The organism is Kineococcus aurantiacus (assembly GCF_013409345.1).
Lineage (GTDB): Bacteria > Actinomycetota > Actinomycetes > Actinomycetales > Kineococcaceae > Kineococcus > Kineococcus aurantiacus.
Genome location: NZ_JACCBB010000001.1, coordinates 4,042,531 through 4,059,272, shown reverse-complemented (window position 1 = coordinate 4,059,272; position 16,742 = coordinate 4,042,531). Strand labels below are relative to the sequence as shown.

Here is a 16,742-nt window from a genome sequence, read left to right as displayed (position 1 = left end):
GGGTACCGGCGGCCCCTCACCCCAGCCGGTACGTCCCGGGACGCCGCTCGGCGAGGTGGTCCACGACGTCGCGGGCGCGCCGCACGTCGTCGGCGTCGACGTCGGCGACCAGCAGCGCGGGTGCGTCGGCGCCGGCGAGCGCCAGGACGCGCCCGTCCGGCCCGACGAGGACCGACCCGCCGCTGAACGTCTCCCCGTCGGGGGCGGGGCCGTGGTGGTTGGCGTAGGCGAGCGCGACGCGGTTCTCGTAGGCGCGGGCGGGCAGCAGCACCCGGGCCACGCTCGCGTCGCAGACGGCCGTGGGCACCACGACGACGTCGGCGCCGGCCAGGGCCAGGCCCCGCACGGTCTCGGGGAACTCGACGTCGAAGCAGACGAGGACGCCGACGCGCAGCCCCGCGACGTCGACGACCAGCGGGGTCCCGTCGCCGGGAGCGAACGCGGCGCGCTCGGCGGGGCCGTACAGGTGCGTCTTGACGTAGCGGCCCCGGACGGTGCCGTCGCGGTCGACGACGACGGCGGTGATCCGTGGAACGCCCGCGTCCTCGTGCGGTTCGCTGACCACCAGGGCGACGCCGGTGCGCCGGGCCACGTCCTGCACCCGCGGCAGCACGGTCGGGTCCGGGTGCACCCGGCCGGGGTCGTAGCCGCTGGTGAACAGCTCCGGGGTGACGAGCAGGTCGGCCCCGGCGCGGGCGGCCGCGGTGGCCGCCCGCTCCAGGGTCGCGAGGTTGCCCGCGACGTCGGCGCTCGCGGCCTCCTGGGTGACGGCGATCCTCACCGCGGCTCCCGCGCCGGGACGGGTGCCGGGACGGCCAGCCGGGAGCGGTGCCGGCCGTAGCCGAGGTGGACGGCCACGCCGACGAGGGTCCAGGCGCCGAAGGCGATCCAGGTGCCGGTGCCGAGGTTGAGGGCCAGCAGCACGCACATGGCGGCCCCCAGCAGCGGCGTGAGGGGGAACAGCGGGACGCGGAAGGTGCGGGGCAGGTCCGGGCGGGTGCGGCGCAGGACGACGACGGAGACGTTGACGAGGGCGAAGGCGGCCAGCGAGCCGATGCTCGTGGCGTCGGCGAGCGCGCCCAGCGGCACGAGGGCGGCCAGGACGGCGACGGCCCCGCCGACGACGACGGTGTTCAGGACGGGCACGCCGCGGCGGTCCAGGCGGCCGAACAGCGCCGGGGCCAGCCCGTCGCGGGCCATGCTGAACAGGATGCGCGTCTGCCCGTACAGGACGGTCAGCACGACGCTGGCGATGGAGACGAGGGCACCCGCGGAGAAGACCACGCCGACCCAGGTCTGCCCGGTGACCTCGCGCAGGATGTCGACGAGGGCGACCTCGACGCCGTCGAACCACGTCCACCGCCGCGCCCCGACGGCCGCGAGCGCCACCAGGCAGTAGATGGCGGTGATGACGACGAGGGACAGCACGATGGCGCGCGGCAGGTCGCGGCGGGGGTCGCGGGCCTCCTCCCCGGCGGTGCTGGCGGCGTCGAAACCGATGTAGGAGAAGAAGAGCCGGGAGGCGGCGGCGGTGGCCCCGGCCGCGCCCAGCGGCGCGAACGGGGTGAGGTTGCCGGCCCGGAAGGCGGTGAACGCCACGGCGCAGAACAGGGCGAGCACGACGAGCTTGACGACGACCATGGCGGCGTTGACGGCGGCGCTCTCCTGCGCGCCGCGCACCAGCAGGAGCACGGCGCCGACGACGACGAGGGCGGCGGGCAGGTTGACGACCCCGCCGGAGCCGGGCGGCTGGACGGTCCAGGCGGGCAGGGTGAGACCGCTGACGGCGTGCACGACGTCGGCGACGTACTGCCCCCAGCCGACGGCGACGGCGGCGACCGAGACGCCGTACTCCAGCAGCAGGCACCAGCCGCACAGCCACCCGGCGAACTCCCCGACGGTGGCGTAGACGTAGGAGTAGCTGGACCCGGCGACGGGCACGGCGCCGGCCATCTCGGCGTAGGACAGGGCCGAGAGCAGGGCGGTGAACCCGGCCAGGACGAAGCTGACGACGACGGCGGGCCCGGCCAGCGGCACGGACTCGCCGAGCACGACGAAGATGCCGGTGCCCAGGCTGGCGCCGATGCTCAGGGCGGTCAGCTGCCACAGGCCCAGGGAGCGGCGCATGCTCGCCGGGCCGCCGGTGCCGTGGCCGGCCTCGGAGACGATCTGGTCGACGGGTTTGGTGCGCAGCAGCTGGGCGCGCAGGCCCGGCCGGGGGGTGGTGCGGTCCACGGGACTCCTTCGTCCGCGAGCGTGCGGGTGCTCGTGCGGGGTGTGCGGTGCGCTCACGCGGGGCGGCGCGGCGGGTCGGACAGGGCGGGGCTGACGACCCACAGCACCCGGGCGGGGCCGTCGCCGGCGGCCTGGAAGCTGTGGGGGCGGGCGGGGTCGAAGGTGAAGGCGTCCCCGGTGCCCAGCAGGACGGTCTCGGCGGGTGCGGGGCCGGCGAAGCGCAGCTCGACCTCGCCGGCCAGGACGAGGGCGAACTCGACGTCGGCGTCGAGGGCGTAGGGCTCGTCGCCGGAGCCGCCGCGGGGGGCGAGCTCGCTGACGATGACGGCCACGCGCCGTTCCCCCAGCGGGGTGAGCAGGGACTCGTGCAGGCCGTGCCCGCCGAAGGTGATGGGCGGGTAGTGGCCGGCGCGGACGACCTCCCCGGCCGGGGCGGGGGTGAAGAGGCTGCCCACGGCCAGGTCGAGGGTGCCGCAGAGGCGGACCAGGGCGGCGACGGAGGCCGTGGCGCGGTCGCGCTCCAGGCGGGACAGGAAGCCCTTGGTCAGCCCGCTGGCCTCGGCGACCTCGGCGACGGTGCGGCGCTGGGCCAGGCGCGCGGCGCGCAGCCGGGCCCCGACGAGGGCCGAGCCGCCGGGGTCGCCGCGGGTCCCCGGTCCGTCCGGGTCCGGCCCCGTCGCCGCTGCCTGCACCGTGCCCCCTGGTCGTCCCGCCGTCGCGTCGCCGCAGTGTGGCACCGACGGGGGCGATCTGGAAACCCCCTGGCTCCACCGGTAAACAAGGGTTGACCGTCGGGGGGCGACGCGCCACTGTGGGCACCATGCCGTCCCCCAGCTCCCCTCCGCCGCAGGGTCCGGTCGACGCCACCCGCGTCCCCCGCTACGGCGGCCCCACCACCTTCGCGCGCCTGCCGCGCCTGGACGAGGTCTCGCGCGCCGACGTCGCCGTCGTCGGCCTGCCCTTCGACTCCGGCGTCAGCTACCGGCCCGGGGCCCGCTTCGGCCCCGGGCACATCCGCGCCTCCTCCAAGCTGCTGCGGCCCTACAACCCGGCCCTGGGCGTCTCCCCCTTCGCCGCCCAGCAGGTCGCCGACGCCGGCGACCTGGGGCTGAACCCCTTCGACATCGGCGAGGCGCTGCGCGAGACGGAGACCGCGCTGACCCGGCTGACCGAGGACGGCGCGACCGTCATGGCCCTCGGCGGCGACCACACCCTGGCCCTGCCCGCGCTGCGCGCCCTGGCCAGGCAGCACGGCAAGCTCGCCGTCCTGCACTTCGACGCCCACCTCGACACCTGGGACACCTACTTCGGCGCCCCCTACACCCACGGCACCCCGTTCCGCCGCGCCAGCGAGGAGGGCCTGCTGGACCTGGAGCGCTGCCTGCACGTGGGCACCCGCGGTCCCCTCTACAGCGAGCAGGACCTCGAGGACGACGCCGTCCTGGGCTTCCAGGTCGTGCGCGCCGACGACTACGAGGTCGACGGCGTGGCCGGCGCCGTGGACCGCGTGCGCCGCCGCCTGGGCGACGGGCCGGTCTACGTCTCCGTCGACATCGACGTCCTCGACCCCGCCGCGGCCCCCGGCACCGGCACCCCCGAGGCCGGTGGCCTCACCAGCCGGGAGCTGCTCAACACCCTGCGCGGGCTGACCGGCCTGAACGTCGTCGGCGCCGACGTCGTCGAGGTCGCCCCCGCCTACGACCACGCCGAGATCACCGGCATCGCCGCGGCCCACGTCACCTACGAGCTGCTGTCCGTGCTCGCCGCGACCCGGAAGGGGCGCTGACGTGACGCTGCCCACCGGCACCAGCACCGAGGACGAGCTGCCCGAGGCACCCGCCGGCGGCCCCGGGCCGCTGACGATGCTCGTCCCGGACTTCCCCTTCCCCTACGACGACTACCTGGCCCACCCCGCGGGCCTGGGCTCGGTGCCGCAGGACCGCCTCGGCACGGAGGTCGCCGTCGTGGGGGCAGGCATGTCCGGGCTGGTCGCGGCGTACGAGCTGATGAAGCTGGGCCTGCGCCCCGTCGTCTACGAGGCCGGCGAGATCGGCGGCCGGCTGCGCTCGGCGGCCTTCCCCGGGGTCCCCGGCGCCGTCGCCGACCTGGGCGGCATGCGCTTCCCCGCCTCCGGGCGGGCGTTCTTCCACTACGTCGACACCCTCGGCCTGCGCACCAGCCCGTTCCCCAACCCGCTGGCCCCGCAGACCCCCAGCACCGTCATCGAGCTGCGCAACCAGGCCCACTACGCCGAGACCGCCGCCGACCTGCCCGCCGAGTTCGGCGAGGTCGCCGCCGCGTGGCGGCGCGCGCTGGTGGAGGGCGCGGAGCTGGAGGCCATGCAGGACGCGATCCGACGCCGGGACCTGGGCACGATCAAGGAGATCTGGAACCGGACGGTCCCCCGCCTGGACGAGGAGACGTTCTACGGGTTCGTCGCGAAGTCGCCGGCGTTCTCGGCGCTGCCGTACTCCTACCGGGAGACGTTCGGACAGGTCGGTTTCGGCACCGGCGGCTGGGACACCGACTTCCCCAACTCCGTCCTGGAGATCCTGCGCGTCGTGCACACCGACGCCGACGACCAGCACCACCGCATCACCGGCGGCGCGCAGGGCGTCCCGCTGGGCCTGTGGGAGCACGCCCCGGACGACCTCGTGCACTGGCCGGCGGGCACCAGCCTGCGGTCCCTTCACGGCGGGTCCCCCCGCTCGGCCGTCACGCGCGTGCGCCGCGGCGAGGACGGCCGTCTGCGCGTGCTGGACCGCTGGGGCACCGAGCGTCCCTACGAGGCCGTCGTCGTCACGTGCCAGTCCTGGCTGCTGTCGGCGGGCATCGACACCGAGGAGTCGCTGTTCAGCCACGACCTGTGGATGGCGATGGAGCGCTCGCACTACATGCAGTCCTCCAAGACGTTCGTCCTGGTGGACCGCCCGTTCTGGCGCGACGTGGACCTGGCCACGGGGCGGCGGGTCATGAGCACGACCCTCACCGACCGCATGACCCGCGGGACGTACCTGCTCGACGGCGGCGAGGGCCTGGACGACCCCGCGGCCGTGGACTCCCCCGCCGTCATCTGCCTGAGCTACACGTGGAACGACGACGCCCTGAAGTGGCTGGCGCTGGACACCGACGAGCGCGTGCGGCTCATGCTGCACAACCTCAGGCAGATCTACCCCGACGTCGACATCGCCTCGCACGTGCTCGGTGAGCCCATCACCGTGTCGTGGGAGCGCGAACCGCACTTCATGGGCGCCTTCCGGGGGAACCTGCCCGGGCACTACCGCTACCAGCAGCGGCTGTTCTCCCACTTCGTCCAGGACGACCTGCCGGCGCACCAGCGCGGGGTCTTCCTGGCCGGGGACGACATCTCCTTCACCCCCGGCTGGGCCGAGGGGGCGGTCACGACGGGCCTGAACGCCGTGTGGGGCGTGGTGCACCAGCTCGGCGGGGCCAGCGCCCCCGGCAACCCCGGCCCCGGTGACCGCTTCGCGGAGCTGCAGCCGCTGCGCCTGCCCTGAGCGCGGGCGTGGACGGGTCGGCACCCGACCCGTCCACCGCCCCGGCAGACCCCCGGGCAGACCCTCAGGCCGGCGGGGCGTACAGCTGCAGGTCGTTGCCCTCGCTGTCCCGGAAGGGCGCGATCCGGCCCCACGGGTGCTCGCTGACGTCGCCGGTGAACTCCACCCCGGCCTCCCGCAACCGGGCCACCTCGTCCTCGATGCCGCCGTCGGGCTGGAACGTCACGACGGCGCCCCCGCCGGCCCCGCGCGAGGTCTCCTCCCGGGCGTTCAGCCCGATCATCAGCCCGTTCGCGTCGATCTCGCTCCAGTCGGGCGAGGTCGACGTCACCTCCAGCCCCAGCGTCCGTCCGTAGAACTCCACCGCCCGGTCCATGTCGGCCACCGGGACCCACACCGTCGCCACACCGCTCGCCACGTCCGCCTCCGCGTCCGGCCCGCGGGCGGATCGTCGACCCGTCGACCCGCGGTGCCCCCGGCACCGTCTCCCGCGCGGCGCCCCGGCGCACCCCGGAGCGGCGGGAGAGCCGCGTGGTCCCCCCGCGGCGGCTCCGATGAGTCCGGGCCCGTCGCACGGTCCTGTCGGCATGGCGATGACGACGAGGGTGCTGAGCGTGACGGTGCCGGTGGCCGACCAGGACGCGGCCCTGGCCTTCTACACCGGCGTGCTGGGGTGCGAGGTGCGCCACGACGTGGAGGTGTGGCCCGGGGCCCGGGTGGTGGAGGTGGTGCCGCCGGGCTCGGACGTCGGGATCGTCCTGCTGCCCCCGGACAGCCCGCTGCCCCTGGCCGTGCGGCTGGGCACGACCGACGCCGGCGCCGCCCACGCCCGGCTGGCCGCCACGGCGGGGGTCGTCCTGCACAACGACGAGGTGCTGCGGTGGGAGGGGGTCCCGCCGATGTTCCACTTCAGCGACCCCGACGGGAACGGGCTGGTGTTCCTGGAGACGGACCCCGCGGGCCCCTCGTGAGGATGGTGAGGTGCTGCACGGCGCGGTGAGCGGGTCCGCGGACCGAGGCGTCCGCGTCCAGCGGGTGCTGCCCGACGCCCCGCGCCGGCCGGGTGGCCGCACAGCCGGACCTCACAACCGCCGGCGCACCCCGGCCTCGGCGTCCAGGTCGCTCAGCTGACCGTCCAGGCCGCCCCCGCCCAGCGCCGTGGCCGAGTCGCCCCGCCGGCCCAGCGGCAGGACCGTGCGGTGCGCACCGTCCTCCAGCACGAACGCCAGACCGCCGTAGAGGGCCGCCACGGTGATCACCCAGGCCAGGACCCCCGCGGTGGTCTGCGCCCAGCCCGTCCCGGTGAACTCGTGGACGCCGTCGAAGTACCCGCGCACCGCCGACAGCGTCAGGACGGCGGCCATCAACGGCTGCCCGCGCCGCGCGGCGAGGGCCAGCAGCGCGACCGCGGTGCTGAACACGAGCAGGTACACCCCCAGCACCGCGCTGGACCCACCAGGAGGCCCCAGCACCAGCTGACCCCCGATCCCCGACCACGCGGCGGCGAACAGACCCAGACCCGTGCCGGCGGCACCGTCGCGGGAGGCGAAGGCGATGACCGCCGCCACGAGCTCGGCCGGCGCGACGAACGTGATGAGCATCCAGCCCAGCTGAGGGGACTGCCCGACGGGGACGATCTCCAGGTCCAGGCCCCCCAGCAGCGCCATCCCCACACCGAAGGCGAAGAACCCCAGAGGCAGGCCGCTGCCCACCGGGCGCAGGACGATGCGCACGCGGTCCTGCAGGCCGTCACCGGGCTCGGTCCCAGGCACGGACCCGCCTCACTCGGACGCGCTGGAGGCGTCGCCCTGACGCTGCTCGCCGCTGGGCGGCCCCACCCAGACCGTCTTGGCGTTCATGAAGGCGTGCATGCCCAGGTCGGTGAGTTCGCGGCCGTAGCCGCTCTGCTTCACCCCGCCGAACGGCAGTTCCGGGTAGCTGGTGACCATGCCGTTGACGAAGACCATCCCCGACTGCACGTCCCGGACGAACCGGGCCCGCTCCTCCTCGTCCTCCGTCCAGATGTTCGACCCCAACCCGTAGGGGTGGCTGTTGGCGATGTCGATCGCCTCCTGGAGGCTGGAGACGGTGAACAGCACCGCCACCGGTCCGAAGACCTCCTCGTCGTAGACCCGCATCCGCGGGGTGATGCCGGTCAGCAGCGTCGGCGGGTAGAACCAGCCCGGGCCCTGCGGCCGCTGCCCGCCCGTGACGACGGTCGCCCCCTGCTCGACGGCGTCGCGGACGTACTCCTCCACGTCCTGACGGCCCGACTCCGTGGCCAGCGGGCCGACCTGGGTGTCGTCAGCCATCGGGTCCCCCACCCGCAGCGCGGCCAGCTTCTGGGCGAACAGCCGGGTGAACTCCTCGGCGACGTCGGCGTGCACGAAGAAGCGCTTGGCCGCGATGCAGCTCTGCCCGTTGTTCTGGCAGCGGGCGGTGACCGCCACGCCCGCAGCGGTCTCCAGGTCGGCGGAGGGCATCACGACGAAGGGGTCGCTGCCGCCCAGTTCCAGCACGGTGGGCTTGAGCACGTCCCCGGCGACGGAGGCCACCGACCGCCCGGCCGGTGCGCTGCCGGTCAGCGTCGCGGCGACCACGCGGTCGTCGCGCAGCACCGCCTCGATGGCGCCGGAGCCGATGAGCAGCGTCTGGAACACGTCGGCGGGGAAGCCCGCCTTCCGGAACAGCTCCTCCAGGTAGAGCGCGGTCTGCGGCACGTTGCTGGCGTGCTTGAGCAGCCCCACGTTCCCGGCCATCAGCGCCGGGGCGGCGAAGCGCATCGCCTGCCACAGGGGGAAGTTCCACGGCATCACCGCCAGCACCACGCCCAGCGGCTGGTACGTCACGTACGCCTCGCGCGCGCCGACGGCGTCGGCGTCGGCCGGGCGCGGCCGCAGGAAGGCCGGACCCTGCTCGGCGTAGTAGCGCAACGCCGCGGCGCACTTGGCCACCTCGGCCTTCGCCGCGGCCAGCGTCTTGCCCATCTCCAGCGTCATCAGCGCGGCGACGTCGTCGGTGTCCGCGTCCAGCACGTCGGCCGCCGCGCGCAACCAGCCCACCCGCTGCTCGGGTGTCGTCAGCCGGTAGGTCGTGAAGGCCGCCGAGGCGCGCGCGATGCGCTCGTCCACGGCCTCCTCGTCCAGCGCTTCGAACTCGCGCACCGTCTCACCGGTCGTCGGGTCGATCGTCGCGATCGCCATGTCCGCTCCTCGCCGTCTCTGTCCGCGCCGCTCGTCGCGCCGCTGTCGTCGGCCCCGGACGTGAGGCCGGCACCGCTCTCGCCCTACCCGCTGCGGGCGGTTCCACGCGCTGAGGGTGCGGGGAGGGCGGGGACCGGGGACGCCGCCACGGGCGCCCGGACGCCGCGGACGGCGAGCAGGGTGTCGCGCGAGGGCGTGAACCCGGGACCGCCCCACCACGTCGTGGTCACGACGTCGTCGGGGAACCCCGGTCACGTCGCCGCCGAGGTCGTGGTGTTCCGCCCCCGAGCACGACCACGACCGTCCGGGACGCGCGGGACAGGCCCCTAGAACAGCACCGTCGCGAACGCGCCGACCTCGCGGAACCCGACCCGGCGGTAGGCCGCGAGCGCGCGGGCGTTGTAGTCGTTGACGTAGAGCGAGACGTGCTGGACGCCGTCGGCGCGGGCGGCCTCCACGACCGCGGCCATGCCCGGTTCGGACAGCCCCTGCCCGCGCCGGTGCGGGGGGACCCACACGCCCTGGACCTGGACCACCTTGGGCGAGACGGCGCCCAGCTCGGCCTTGAAGACGACCTCGGGGCCCGCCGGCCCGGGGTCGACGCGCACGAAGGAGCGGCCGGTGGAGACGAGCTCGGCGATCCGGGCGCGGTAGGCGCCGCCGCCGTCGGGCGGGGCCGGGGCGTACCCGATCTCCTCGGTGAACATGGCCACGCACGCGGGCACGACGAGGTCGAGCTCGCGCAGCGTGGCGCGCCGCACGGCGGGGTCGGGCCGCACGGACGGCTCGGTGTCGCAGACCATGAGCGGCTGGTGGGCGCGGACCTCGCGCACCCCGCGCCAGTGCGGTTCGAGCCGCTGCCACAGGGCCAGGACCGGTTCGGCCGGGCCGACGAGGGAGGAGCAGCGCCGGCCCTCGGCGCGCGCCTGCGCGGCGAAGGCGTCCAGCGCGGCGGGCGTGGCCTCGACGGGGACGAGGTTGGCGCCGGCCCAGCAGGCCGAGACGAGCTCGCCGTCCTCGAACCAGCCCCAGACCTGCCCCCCGAGGTCGGTGCCGGGGCGGGCGACGAGCCCGAGCAGCCGCGCGGAGACGAAGAGGTTGGCGACGGGGTCGCGCTCGCACAGGCGCAGGAGGGCGGGGGCGTCCGGCCCGCCGAGCACGCGCAGGGTCCCCGCGGTGGAGCCCCGCGCGGCGGAGTTGGTCAGGGACACCCCGGCATCCTGCCCGCTGAACCGCCGGCGGTCGAGGCGGACACCCCGGCGCCCCCTCAGCCGACGGTGACGGTGGGGGTGCCGGCGGCGTCGTCGTCGACGGGTTCGCCCATCTCGGCGGCCAGGCGGTTGGCCTCCTCGATGAGGGTCTCGACGATGGCGTGCTCGGGGACGGTCTTGATGACCTCGCCCTTGACGAAGATCTGGCCCTTGCCGTTGCCGCTGGCGACGCCCAGGTCGGCCTCGCGGGCCTCCCCCGGGCCGTTGACGACGCAGCCCATGACGGCCACGCGCAGCGGCACCTTCATGCCCTCCAGGCCCTCGGTGACGGCGTCGGCCAGGGAGTAGACGTCGACCTGGGCGCGGCCGCAGGAGGGGCAGGAGACGATCTCCAGCTTGCGGGGGCGCAGGTTGAGGGACTGCAGGATCTGCAGGCCGACCTTGACCTCCTCGGCCGGCGGGGCCGACAGCGACACGCGGATGGTGTCGCCGATGCCCTTGGCCAGCAGGGCCCCGAACGCGGTGGCGGACTTGATGGTGCCCTGGAAGGCCGGTCCGGCCTCGGTGACGCCCAGGTGCAGCGGCCAGTCGCCGCGCTCGGCGAGCAGCTCGTAGGCGCGGACCATGATCACCGGGTCGTTGTGCTTGACCGAGATCTTGAAGTCGTGGAAGTCGTGCTCCTCGAACAGCGAGGCCTCCCACACGGCGGACTCGACGAGGGCCTCGGGGGTGGCCTTGCCGTACTTCTGCATCAGGCGCGGGTCCAGGGAGCCGGCGTTGACCCCGATGCGGATCGACGTGCCGTGGTCCTTGGCGGCCTGGGCGATGGCCTTGACCTGGTCGTCGAACTTGCGGATGTTGCCCGGGTTGACGCGGACGGCCCCGCAGCCGGCCTCGATGGCCGCGAAGACGTACTTGGGCTGGAAGTGGATGTCGGCGATGACGGGGATCTGCGACTTGCGCGCGATGATCGGCAGCGCCTCGGCGTCGTCGGCGCTGGGGCAGGCGACGCGGACGATGTCGCAGCCGGTGGCCGTCAGCTCGGCGATCTGCTGCAGCGTGGCGTTGATGTTCGTCGTCGGGGTGGTCGTCATCGACTGCACCGAGACGGGGTGGTCGCTGCCGACACCGACCTTGCCGACCTGGATCTGCCGGGTCTTGCGGCGCGGGGCCAGGACGGGCGGGGGCAGGGCGGGGAGACCGAGGCTGACGCTCACGGGGTCAAGTATCAACCCCCCGCCCCCGGCTCACGACCAGGGGCGGGGCTCTTCACGGGGAGTTCACCGGTCCGGTCACTGGTTCAGGGTGACGGGGCGGACGATGTCGGCGTAGAGCAGCAGCACGCTCATGCCCACGAGCAGGATCGAGACGCCGTACGCCAGCGGCATGGCCTTGGCGACGTCGACGGGGCCGGGGTCCGGGCGACGGCGCAGCCGGAAGACCGCCTTCTTGACGACCTCCCACAGCGCCCCGGCGATGTGCCCGCCGTCGAAGGGCAGCAGCGGCACCACGTTGAAGACGAACAGCGCGACGTTCAGGCCCGCCAGCAGCGAGACGAGGCGCCCGGCCCGCTCGGCGAACGCGTTCCCCGACAGGGAGTCCTCGGCGTTCAGCTCCCCGGCGAGCCGGCCGATGCCGACGATCCCGATGGGGCCCTCCGGGTCGCGGGCCTGGGTGCCGAAGGCGGCCTGCGCGACGCCGTAGAGGCGCTGCGGCAGGTTCAGCACGATGCCGGCGGTGCCCGCGAGCTGGTCCAGGACGATGCCGGGCACCTGCCCGACGGGGACCCGCTCCAGCGTGGCCGTGGGCGAGACGCCGAGGAAGCCGGCCTCGACGGTCCCGCCGGTGGCCCGCCCGTCGGCGTCCAGGGCGGGGCGCTGGGTCAGCAGCGGCGTGGTGGTCAGGGTGACCGGCTGCCCGTCGCGCTCGACGACGAAGGACACCTGGCGGCCCCCGGCCTCGCGGATGAGGCGGGACAGCTGCACCCAGCCGGTGACCGGCTGCCCGTCGAAGGAGACGAAGACGTCACCGGGCCGCAGCCCCGCGGCGGCGCCGGGGGTGGGGTCGACGTCGGCGGGGCAGGTCGTCGCGGTCGTGTCGGCCGGCAGCACGCACCGCTGGACGACGCCGACCGTGGTGGAGGCCCCCGTGGGCAGCCCGATGGCCGACAGCGCCACACCCGTGAGGACGAAGCCGAGGACGAGGTTGACGAGGGGCCCGCCGGCCATGATGACGATGCGCTTCCACACCGGCTGGCGGTAGAAGGCGCGCTGCTCCTCACCGGGGCCGATCTCGACGAAGCTGGCCTGCCGGGCCTCCTCGGCCATGAGCGCCCAGCGGCCGGTGGAGCTGGCGCGCAGCCGCCCGTCGGGGCCGGGCGGGAACATGCCGATCATGCGGATGTAGCCGCCGAGCGGGACGGCCTTGACGCCGTACTCGGTCTCCCCCCGCCGCCGCGACCACAGCGTCGGGCCGAAGCCGACCATGTACTGGGTGACCTTCACGCCGAACCGCTTGGCGGGCAGCAGGTGCCCCAGCTCGTGCAGCGCGATGGACACGGCCACCCCGACGGCCGCGGCGAGCACGCCGGCGACCCACAGCAGCACGGTGCTCACGCGGCGAGCTCGTTCGCCCGGGCGCGGGCCCACTCCTCGGCGGCGAGCACGTCCTCCACGTCGCGGGGGTCCCCGCCGGGTTCGTGCTCGCCGACGACCCGGGCGACGGTGTCGACGATGCCCAGGAAGGGCAGCCGGCCGGCGTGGAAGGCCGCGACGGCCTCCTCGTTGGCGGCGTTGAGGACGGCCGGGACGGTCGACCCGCGCCGGCCCGCCTCCCGGGCCAGGTCCAGGGCCGGGAACGCCTGCGCGTCGACCGGCTCGAACGTCCACTGCGCCGCGCGCGTCCAGTCGACGGCGGCCGCGGCGCCGGGCACCCGCGCCGGCCAGGCCATCCCCAGCGCGATGGGCAGCCGCATGTCCGGCGGGGAGCATTGGGCCAGGGTGGAGCCGTCGGTGAACTCGACCATCGAGTGCACGACCGACTGCGGGTGCACGACGACGTCGATGCGGTCGTAGCCGATGCCGAACAGCAGCGACGCCTCGATGACCTCCAGCCCCTTGTTGACCAGGGTGGCCGAGTTCGTCGTCACCACCGGCCCCATGGACCACGTGGGGTGGGCCAGGGCCTGCTGGGGGGTGACGTCGGCCAGCTGCGCGCGCGTGCGGCCGCGGAACGGCCCGCCGCTGGCCGTCAGGACGAGCCGGGCGACCTCCCGGTCCGTCCCGGCGCGCAGGCACTGGGCCAGGGCGGAGTGCTCGGAGTCGACGGGGACGATCTGGCCGGGTGCCGCGGCCCGCGTCACGAGCGGGCCGCCGGCGACGAGGGACTCCTTGTTGGCCAGGGCCAGGGTGCGGCCCGCGCGCAGCGCCGCGAGCGTCGGGCGCAGGCCCACCGAGCCGGTCGTGCCGTTCAGGACGACGTCGCAGGGGTGCTCGGCGACCTCGGTGGCCGCCTCGGGGCCGGCGACGACGCGCGGGAGCGGGCGGCCCGCGGCGTGCGCGCGCAGCGCCTCCCGCAGCGGCTGCTCGGCGTCGGCGCGCGCCACCCCGACCAGGGCGACGCCGTGGTCGAGGGCCTGCCGGGCCAGGGTGCCGACGTCGGCCCCGCCGGCGGCCAGCGCGACGACGCGGAAGGCGCCCGCCGCGTGCGCGACGACGTCCAGGGCCTGGGTGCCGATCGACCCGGTGCTGCCGATCAGCACCACCTCGCGGACGGCGGAGGGGACGGGAGAGCTCACGCGGGCCATCATGTCGTGCCCCGCGACCGCCACGCCCCGTCACCACGTCGCTGCGGCGGATCTGCACGGGATCGGCGAGGATGACCCACGGCACCACCGGAACCGGGAGGACATCCGTCATGCGAAGGCTCGTCTCCGCGGCCTCGGCCGGCGCGTTCGCGCTGGCCTGCGCCGCCTTCACGACCACGGGCGCGGGGAGCGCCTCGGCCGTCCCCGTGACACCGGCCGGTTCCGCCGCGACCCTGCTGTCGACGGTCGACGCGGACGGGCAGCAGGCCGCGCTGGACTACTGGACGCCGGAGCGGATGGCGCAGGCCGAGCCGGCCGACCGGGTCGTGGTGCGGGGCGCCGACGCCACCACCACCGTCCCCGCCGAGCCTGCCGTCCCCGCCGAACCCGCCCCGGCCGCGCCGGGCACGGCGGCCCCGGACCGGTCGACGCTCGCCGCGGGCGACGCCCCGGTCCTGACCCCGCGGGCCCGGGCCACGGCCGACGTCGTCACCGGCGCGGCCGTCGCGCGGGCCACGACGTGGACGGGCCCGGCCGTGCCCACCGTGGGCCGGCTGTACTTCACGCAGGGCGCCGGCAAGTACGAGTGCAGCGCCAGCAGCGTCGACTCCCCCCGGGGCAACGTCCTCGTGACCGCCGGGCACTGCCTCACCGAGGACGGCGTGCCGTCCACCAACGTCCTGTTCGTGCCCGGCCTGACGGCCACGGCGGAACCGCACGGCCGGTTCTCGGTGACCAAGCTGTTCACGACGAGGCAGTGGGCGCAGGAGGATCAGACGTCGGCGGCGGCCCTGAACTACGACGTCGGGTTCGCCGTCGTCGCGGGCTCGCCGACGGGCAGGTCGCTGGCGAGCACCGTCGGGGCGTACGGCATCGACTTCTCCGAGTCGGTGGGCCGCGTGACGGTCCTGGGCTACCCCGCCCGCAGCACCACGGCGGACGGGGACACGCTGCAGTACTGCGCGGGCGTGCAGTTCACCGACAACGGCGCCGACGCCACGTCCGACCACGCGACGCTGTGCGACCTCGGCGGCGGGTCCAGCGGCGGGCCGTGGCTGCGCGACTTCGACCCCGCCCAGCGCACCGGCACGATCACCTCGGTCGTGAGCTTCAGCTACGGCAACGGGTCCGGGGTCCTGTACGGACCGCGGTTCGGGGACGTGGTGCGGGACGTCTACGACGAGGCCGTCGCCGCGTCCTGAGGCCTCGGCTCCCCGGGACGACGAAGGGCCCCGCCGTCACCGGCGGGGCCCTTCGTCGTGCGGGGTCGGAGCGTCCCGGGGGTCAGAGCGGGAAGTTCACGTACTTCGTCTCCAGGTACTCCTCGATGCCCTCGAAGCCGCCCTCGCGGCCGAACCCGGAGGCCTTGACCCCGCCGAAGGGCGCGGCGGCGTTGGACACGATCCCGGCGTTCAGGCCGACCATGCCGGTCTCCAGGGCCTCCGCGACGCGCATCGCGCGGTCCAGGCCCCGGGTGAAGGCGTAGGCGACGAGGCCGTACTCGGTGTCGTTGGCCAGGGCGACGCCCTCCTCCTCGGTGTCGAAGACGACGACGGGGGCGACCGGGCCGAAGGTCTCCTCGGTCAGCAGGCGCGCACCGGCCGGGACGTCGGTGACGACGGTCGGGGCGTAGAAGTACCCCTGGTCCCCCACCGGCCCGCCGCCGACGACGACCCGGGCGCCGGCGTCGACGGCCTCGGTGACGCGCCGGGCGACGTCGTCGCGGGCGCGGGCGTCGATGAGCGGGCCGACCTGCGTGTCGTCCTCGGTGCCGCGGCCGACGACGAGGGACCCCATGCGCTCGGCGAGCTTGCGGGAGAACTCCTCGGCGACGGGGCGCTGGACGTAGAACCGGTTCGCGGCCGTGCAGGCCTCGCCCTGGTTGCGCATCTTGGCCAGCACCGCGCCGTCGACGGCCGCGTCCACGTCGGCGTCGTCGAACACCAGGAACGGGGCGTTGCCGCCGAGCTCCATGGAGATGCGCAGCAGCTGCTGCGCGGACTGCTCGACGAGCTTCTTGCCCACCGGGGTGGAGCCGGTGAACGTCAGCTTGCGCAGGCGCGGGTCGGCGATGAGCGGCGCGACGACCTCGCTGGTGCGCGAGGTCGTGACGACGTTCACGACCCCGTCGGGGACCCCGGCCTCGGCCAGGGTCTGGGCCAGCAGCAGCGTCGTCAGCGGGGTCTGGGTGGCCGGCTTGACCACGACGGTGCAACCCGCCGCCAGGGCCGGGGCGATCTTGCGGGTGCCCATGGCCAGCGGGAAGTTCCACGGCAGGATCGCCAGGACGGGGCCGACGGGCTGCTTCATGGTCAGCAGCCGGGACCCGCCGGCGGGGTTCTGCGAGTAGCGGCCGGAGATGCGCGGGGCCTCCTCGGAGAACCAGCGGAAGAACTCGTTGCCGTAGGCGACCTCACCCCTGGCCTCGGCCAGCGGCTTGCCCATCTCCAGGGTCATGAGCAGGGCGAAGTCGTCGGCGCGCGCGGCGATGAGCTCGAACGCCCTGCGCAGGACCTCCGCGCGCACCCGGGTCGGGGTCCTGGCCCACGCCGGTGCGGCGGCCACGGCGGCGTCCAGGGCCGCGGCGCCGTCCTCGACGGAGGCGTCGGCGATCTCGACGAGGGTCTGGCCGGTGGACGGGTCCTCGACGGCGACGCGCGCGCCGTCGGCCGCCTCGCGCCAGCTCCCCCCGACGAACAGGCCGGTGGGGACGGCGGCGAGCAGTTCCTTCTCACGCAGGCTGGTGGTCACGGGGTCGATCCTCTCGGGC

Annotated in this window: 15 protein-coding genes; 4 read left to right on the top strand and 11 right to left on the bottom strand. The window is 75.1% G+C overall.

Annotated features, from left to right (window positions below; all coding sequences use genetic code 11):
• Window positions 1–16: 16 nt before the first annotated feature.
• The 3 genes from BJ968_RS19430 to BJ968_RS19420 are packed head-to-tail and all read right to left on the bottom strand — an operon-like array spanning window position 17 to window position 2,927.
• Window positions 17–781, bottom strand: coding sequence for a nitrilase-related carbon-nitrogen hydrolase (locus tag BJ968_RS19430; protein ID WP_179754617.1), 765 nt, complete (start codon window positions 779–781; stop codon window positions 17–19).
• On the bottom strand, window positions 778–2,235 hold the full coding sequence (locus tag BJ968_RS19425; protein WP_218885182.1) for an amino acid permease: 1,458 nt from the start codon (window positions 2,233–2,235) through the stop codon (window positions 778–780). The genes BJ968_RS19430 and BJ968_RS19425 overlap by 4 nt, the downstream gene beginning before the upstream one ends.
• Window positions 2,236–2,288: 53 nt before the next feature.
• The gene (locus BJ968_RS19420) at window positions 2,289–2,927 is read right to left on the bottom strand and encodes a helix-turn-helix domain-containing protein (RefSeq protein ID WP_179754615.1); all 639 of its coding nucleotides are present in this window, start codon (window positions 2,925–2,927) and stop codon (window positions 2,289–2,291) included.
• 128 nt (window positions 2,928–3,055) lie between these two features.
• Here BJ968_RS19420 and speB point away from each other — a divergent pair, with 128 nt between their 5' ends.
• On the top strand, window positions 3,056–4,021 hold the full coding sequence (speB, locus tag BJ968_RS19415; RefSeq protein WP_179754613.1) for an agmatinase: 966 nt from the start codon (window positions 3,056–3,058) through the stop codon (window positions 4,019–4,021).
• A 1-nt stretch (window position 4,022) separates the two neighbouring features.
• Window positions 4,023–5,753: a flavin monoamine oxidase family protein gene (locus BJ968_RS19410; RefSeq protein ID WP_179754611.1), complete on the top strand. Its 1,731-nt coding sequence runs from the start codon at window positions 4,023–4,025 to the stop codon at window positions 5,751–5,753.
• Between the two features lie 64 nt (window positions 5,754–5,817).
• Here BJ968_RS19410 and BJ968_RS25945 read toward each other — a convergent pair whose 3' ends face one another.
• A complete protein-coding gene (locus BJ968_RS25945) occupies window positions 5,818–6,171 on the bottom strand; it encodes a VOC family protein (RefSeq protein WP_179754609.1) in 354 nt (117 codons plus the stop codon).
• A 169-nt stretch (window positions 6,172–6,340) separates the two neighbouring features.
• On the opposite strand from BJ968_RS25945, the gene BJ968_RS19400 reads away from it, so the two are divergent.
• The gene (locus BJ968_RS19400; RefSeq protein WP_179754607.1) at window positions 6,341–6,724 is read left to right on the top strand and encodes a VOC family protein; all 384 of its coding nucleotides are present in this window, start codon (window positions 6,341–6,343) and stop codon (window positions 6,722–6,724) included.
• Window positions 6,725–6,835: 111 nt separating this feature from the next.
• On the opposite strand, the gene BJ968_RS19395 is transcribed toward BJ968_RS19400, so the two are convergent.
• The 6 genes from BJ968_RS19395 to dxr all read right to left on the bottom strand — a co-directional run bounded on the left by BJ968_RS19395 (window position 6,836) and on the right by dxr (window position 13,972).
• Window positions 6,836–7,525: an acetate uptake transporter family protein gene (locus BJ968_RS19395; protein WP_179754605.1), complete on the bottom strand. Its 690-nt coding sequence runs from the start codon at window positions 7,523–7,525 to the stop codon at window positions 6,836–6,838.
• Window positions 7,526–7,534: 9 nt separating this feature from the next.
• Window positions 7,535–8,956 carry an NADP-dependent succinic semialdehyde dehydrogenase gene (locus tag BJ968_RS19390; protein ID WP_179754603.1) on the bottom strand — a complete coding sequence of 474 codons (1,422 nt, stop codon included), beginning with the start codon at window positions 8,954–8,956 and terminating at the stop codon, window positions 7,535–7,537.
• A gap of 326 nt (window positions 8,957–9,282) precedes the next feature.
• Window positions 9,283–10,167 (bottom strand): GNAT family N-acetyltransferase, encoded by an 885-nt coding sequence (locus BJ968_RS19385; protein WP_425491529.1) that lies wholly within the window; start codon window positions 10,165–10,167, stop codon window positions 9,283–9,285.
• A gap of 56 nt (window positions 10,168–10,223) precedes the next feature.
• Window positions 10,224–11,384: a flavodoxin-dependent (E)-4-hydroxy-3-methylbut-2-enyl-diphosphate synthase gene (gene ispG, locus BJ968_RS19380; RefSeq protein ID WP_179754601.1), complete on the bottom strand. Its 1,161-nt coding sequence runs from the start codon at window positions 11,382–11,384 to the stop codon at window positions 10,224–10,226.
• Window positions 11,385–11,459: 75 nt separating this feature from the next.
• Window positions 11,460–12,782: a site-2 protease family protein gene (locus BJ968_RS19375; RefSeq protein WP_179754599.1), complete on the bottom strand. Its 1,323-nt coding sequence runs from the start codon at window positions 12,780–12,782 to the stop codon at window positions 11,460–11,462.
• On the bottom strand, window positions 12,779–13,972 hold the full coding sequence (gene dxr, locus BJ968_RS19370) for a 1-deoxy-D-xylulose-5-phosphate reductoisomerase (protein ID WP_179757051.1): 1,194 nt from the start codon (window positions 13,970–13,972) through the stop codon (window positions 12,779–12,781). The genes BJ968_RS19375 and dxr overlap by 4 nt, the downstream gene beginning before the upstream one ends.
• Window positions 13,973–14,082: 110 nt before the next feature.
• Between dxr and BJ968_RS19365 the strand changes: the two genes are divergently transcribed.
• Window positions 14,083–15,174 carry a trypsin-like serine peptidase gene (locus tag BJ968_RS19365; RefSeq protein WP_179754597.1) on the top strand — a complete coding sequence of 364 codons (1,092 nt, stop codon included), beginning with the start codon at window positions 14,083–14,085 and terminating at the stop codon, window positions 15,172–15,174.
• Window positions 15,175–15,256: 82 nt separating this feature from the next.
• On the opposite strand, the gene BJ968_RS19360 is transcribed toward BJ968_RS19365, so the two are convergent.
• Window positions 15,257–16,723: an aldehyde dehydrogenase family protein gene (locus BJ968_RS19360; RefSeq protein WP_179754594.1), complete on the bottom strand. Its 1,467-nt coding sequence runs from the start codon at window positions 16,721–16,723 to the stop codon at window positions 15,257–15,259.
• Window positions 16,724–16,742: the final 19 nt, after the last annotated feature.

Excerpts from the sequence above, each read along its gene's own strand:
- BJ968_RS19390 (WP_179754603.1), bottom strand. The coding sequence starts at position 8,956 with ATGGCGATCGCGACGATCGACCCGACGACCGGTGAGACGGTGCGCGAG.
- speB (WP_179754613.1), top strand. The coding sequence starts at position 3,056 with ATGCCGTCCCCCAGCTCCCCTCCGCCGCAGGGTCCGGTCGACGCCACC.
- dxr (WP_179757051.1), bottom strand. The coding sequence starts at position 13,972 with ATGGCCCGCGTGAGCTCTCCCGTCCCCTCCGCCGTCCGCGAGGTGGTG.
- BJ968_RS19365 (WP_179754597.1), top strand. The coding sequence starts at position 14,083 with ATGCGAAGGCTCGTCTCCGCGGCCTCGGCCGGCGCGTTCGCGCTGGCC.
- BJ968_RS19400 (WP_179754607.1), top strand. The coding sequence starts at position 6,341 with ATGGCGATGACGACGAGGGTGCTGAGCGTGACGGTGCCGGTGGCCGAC.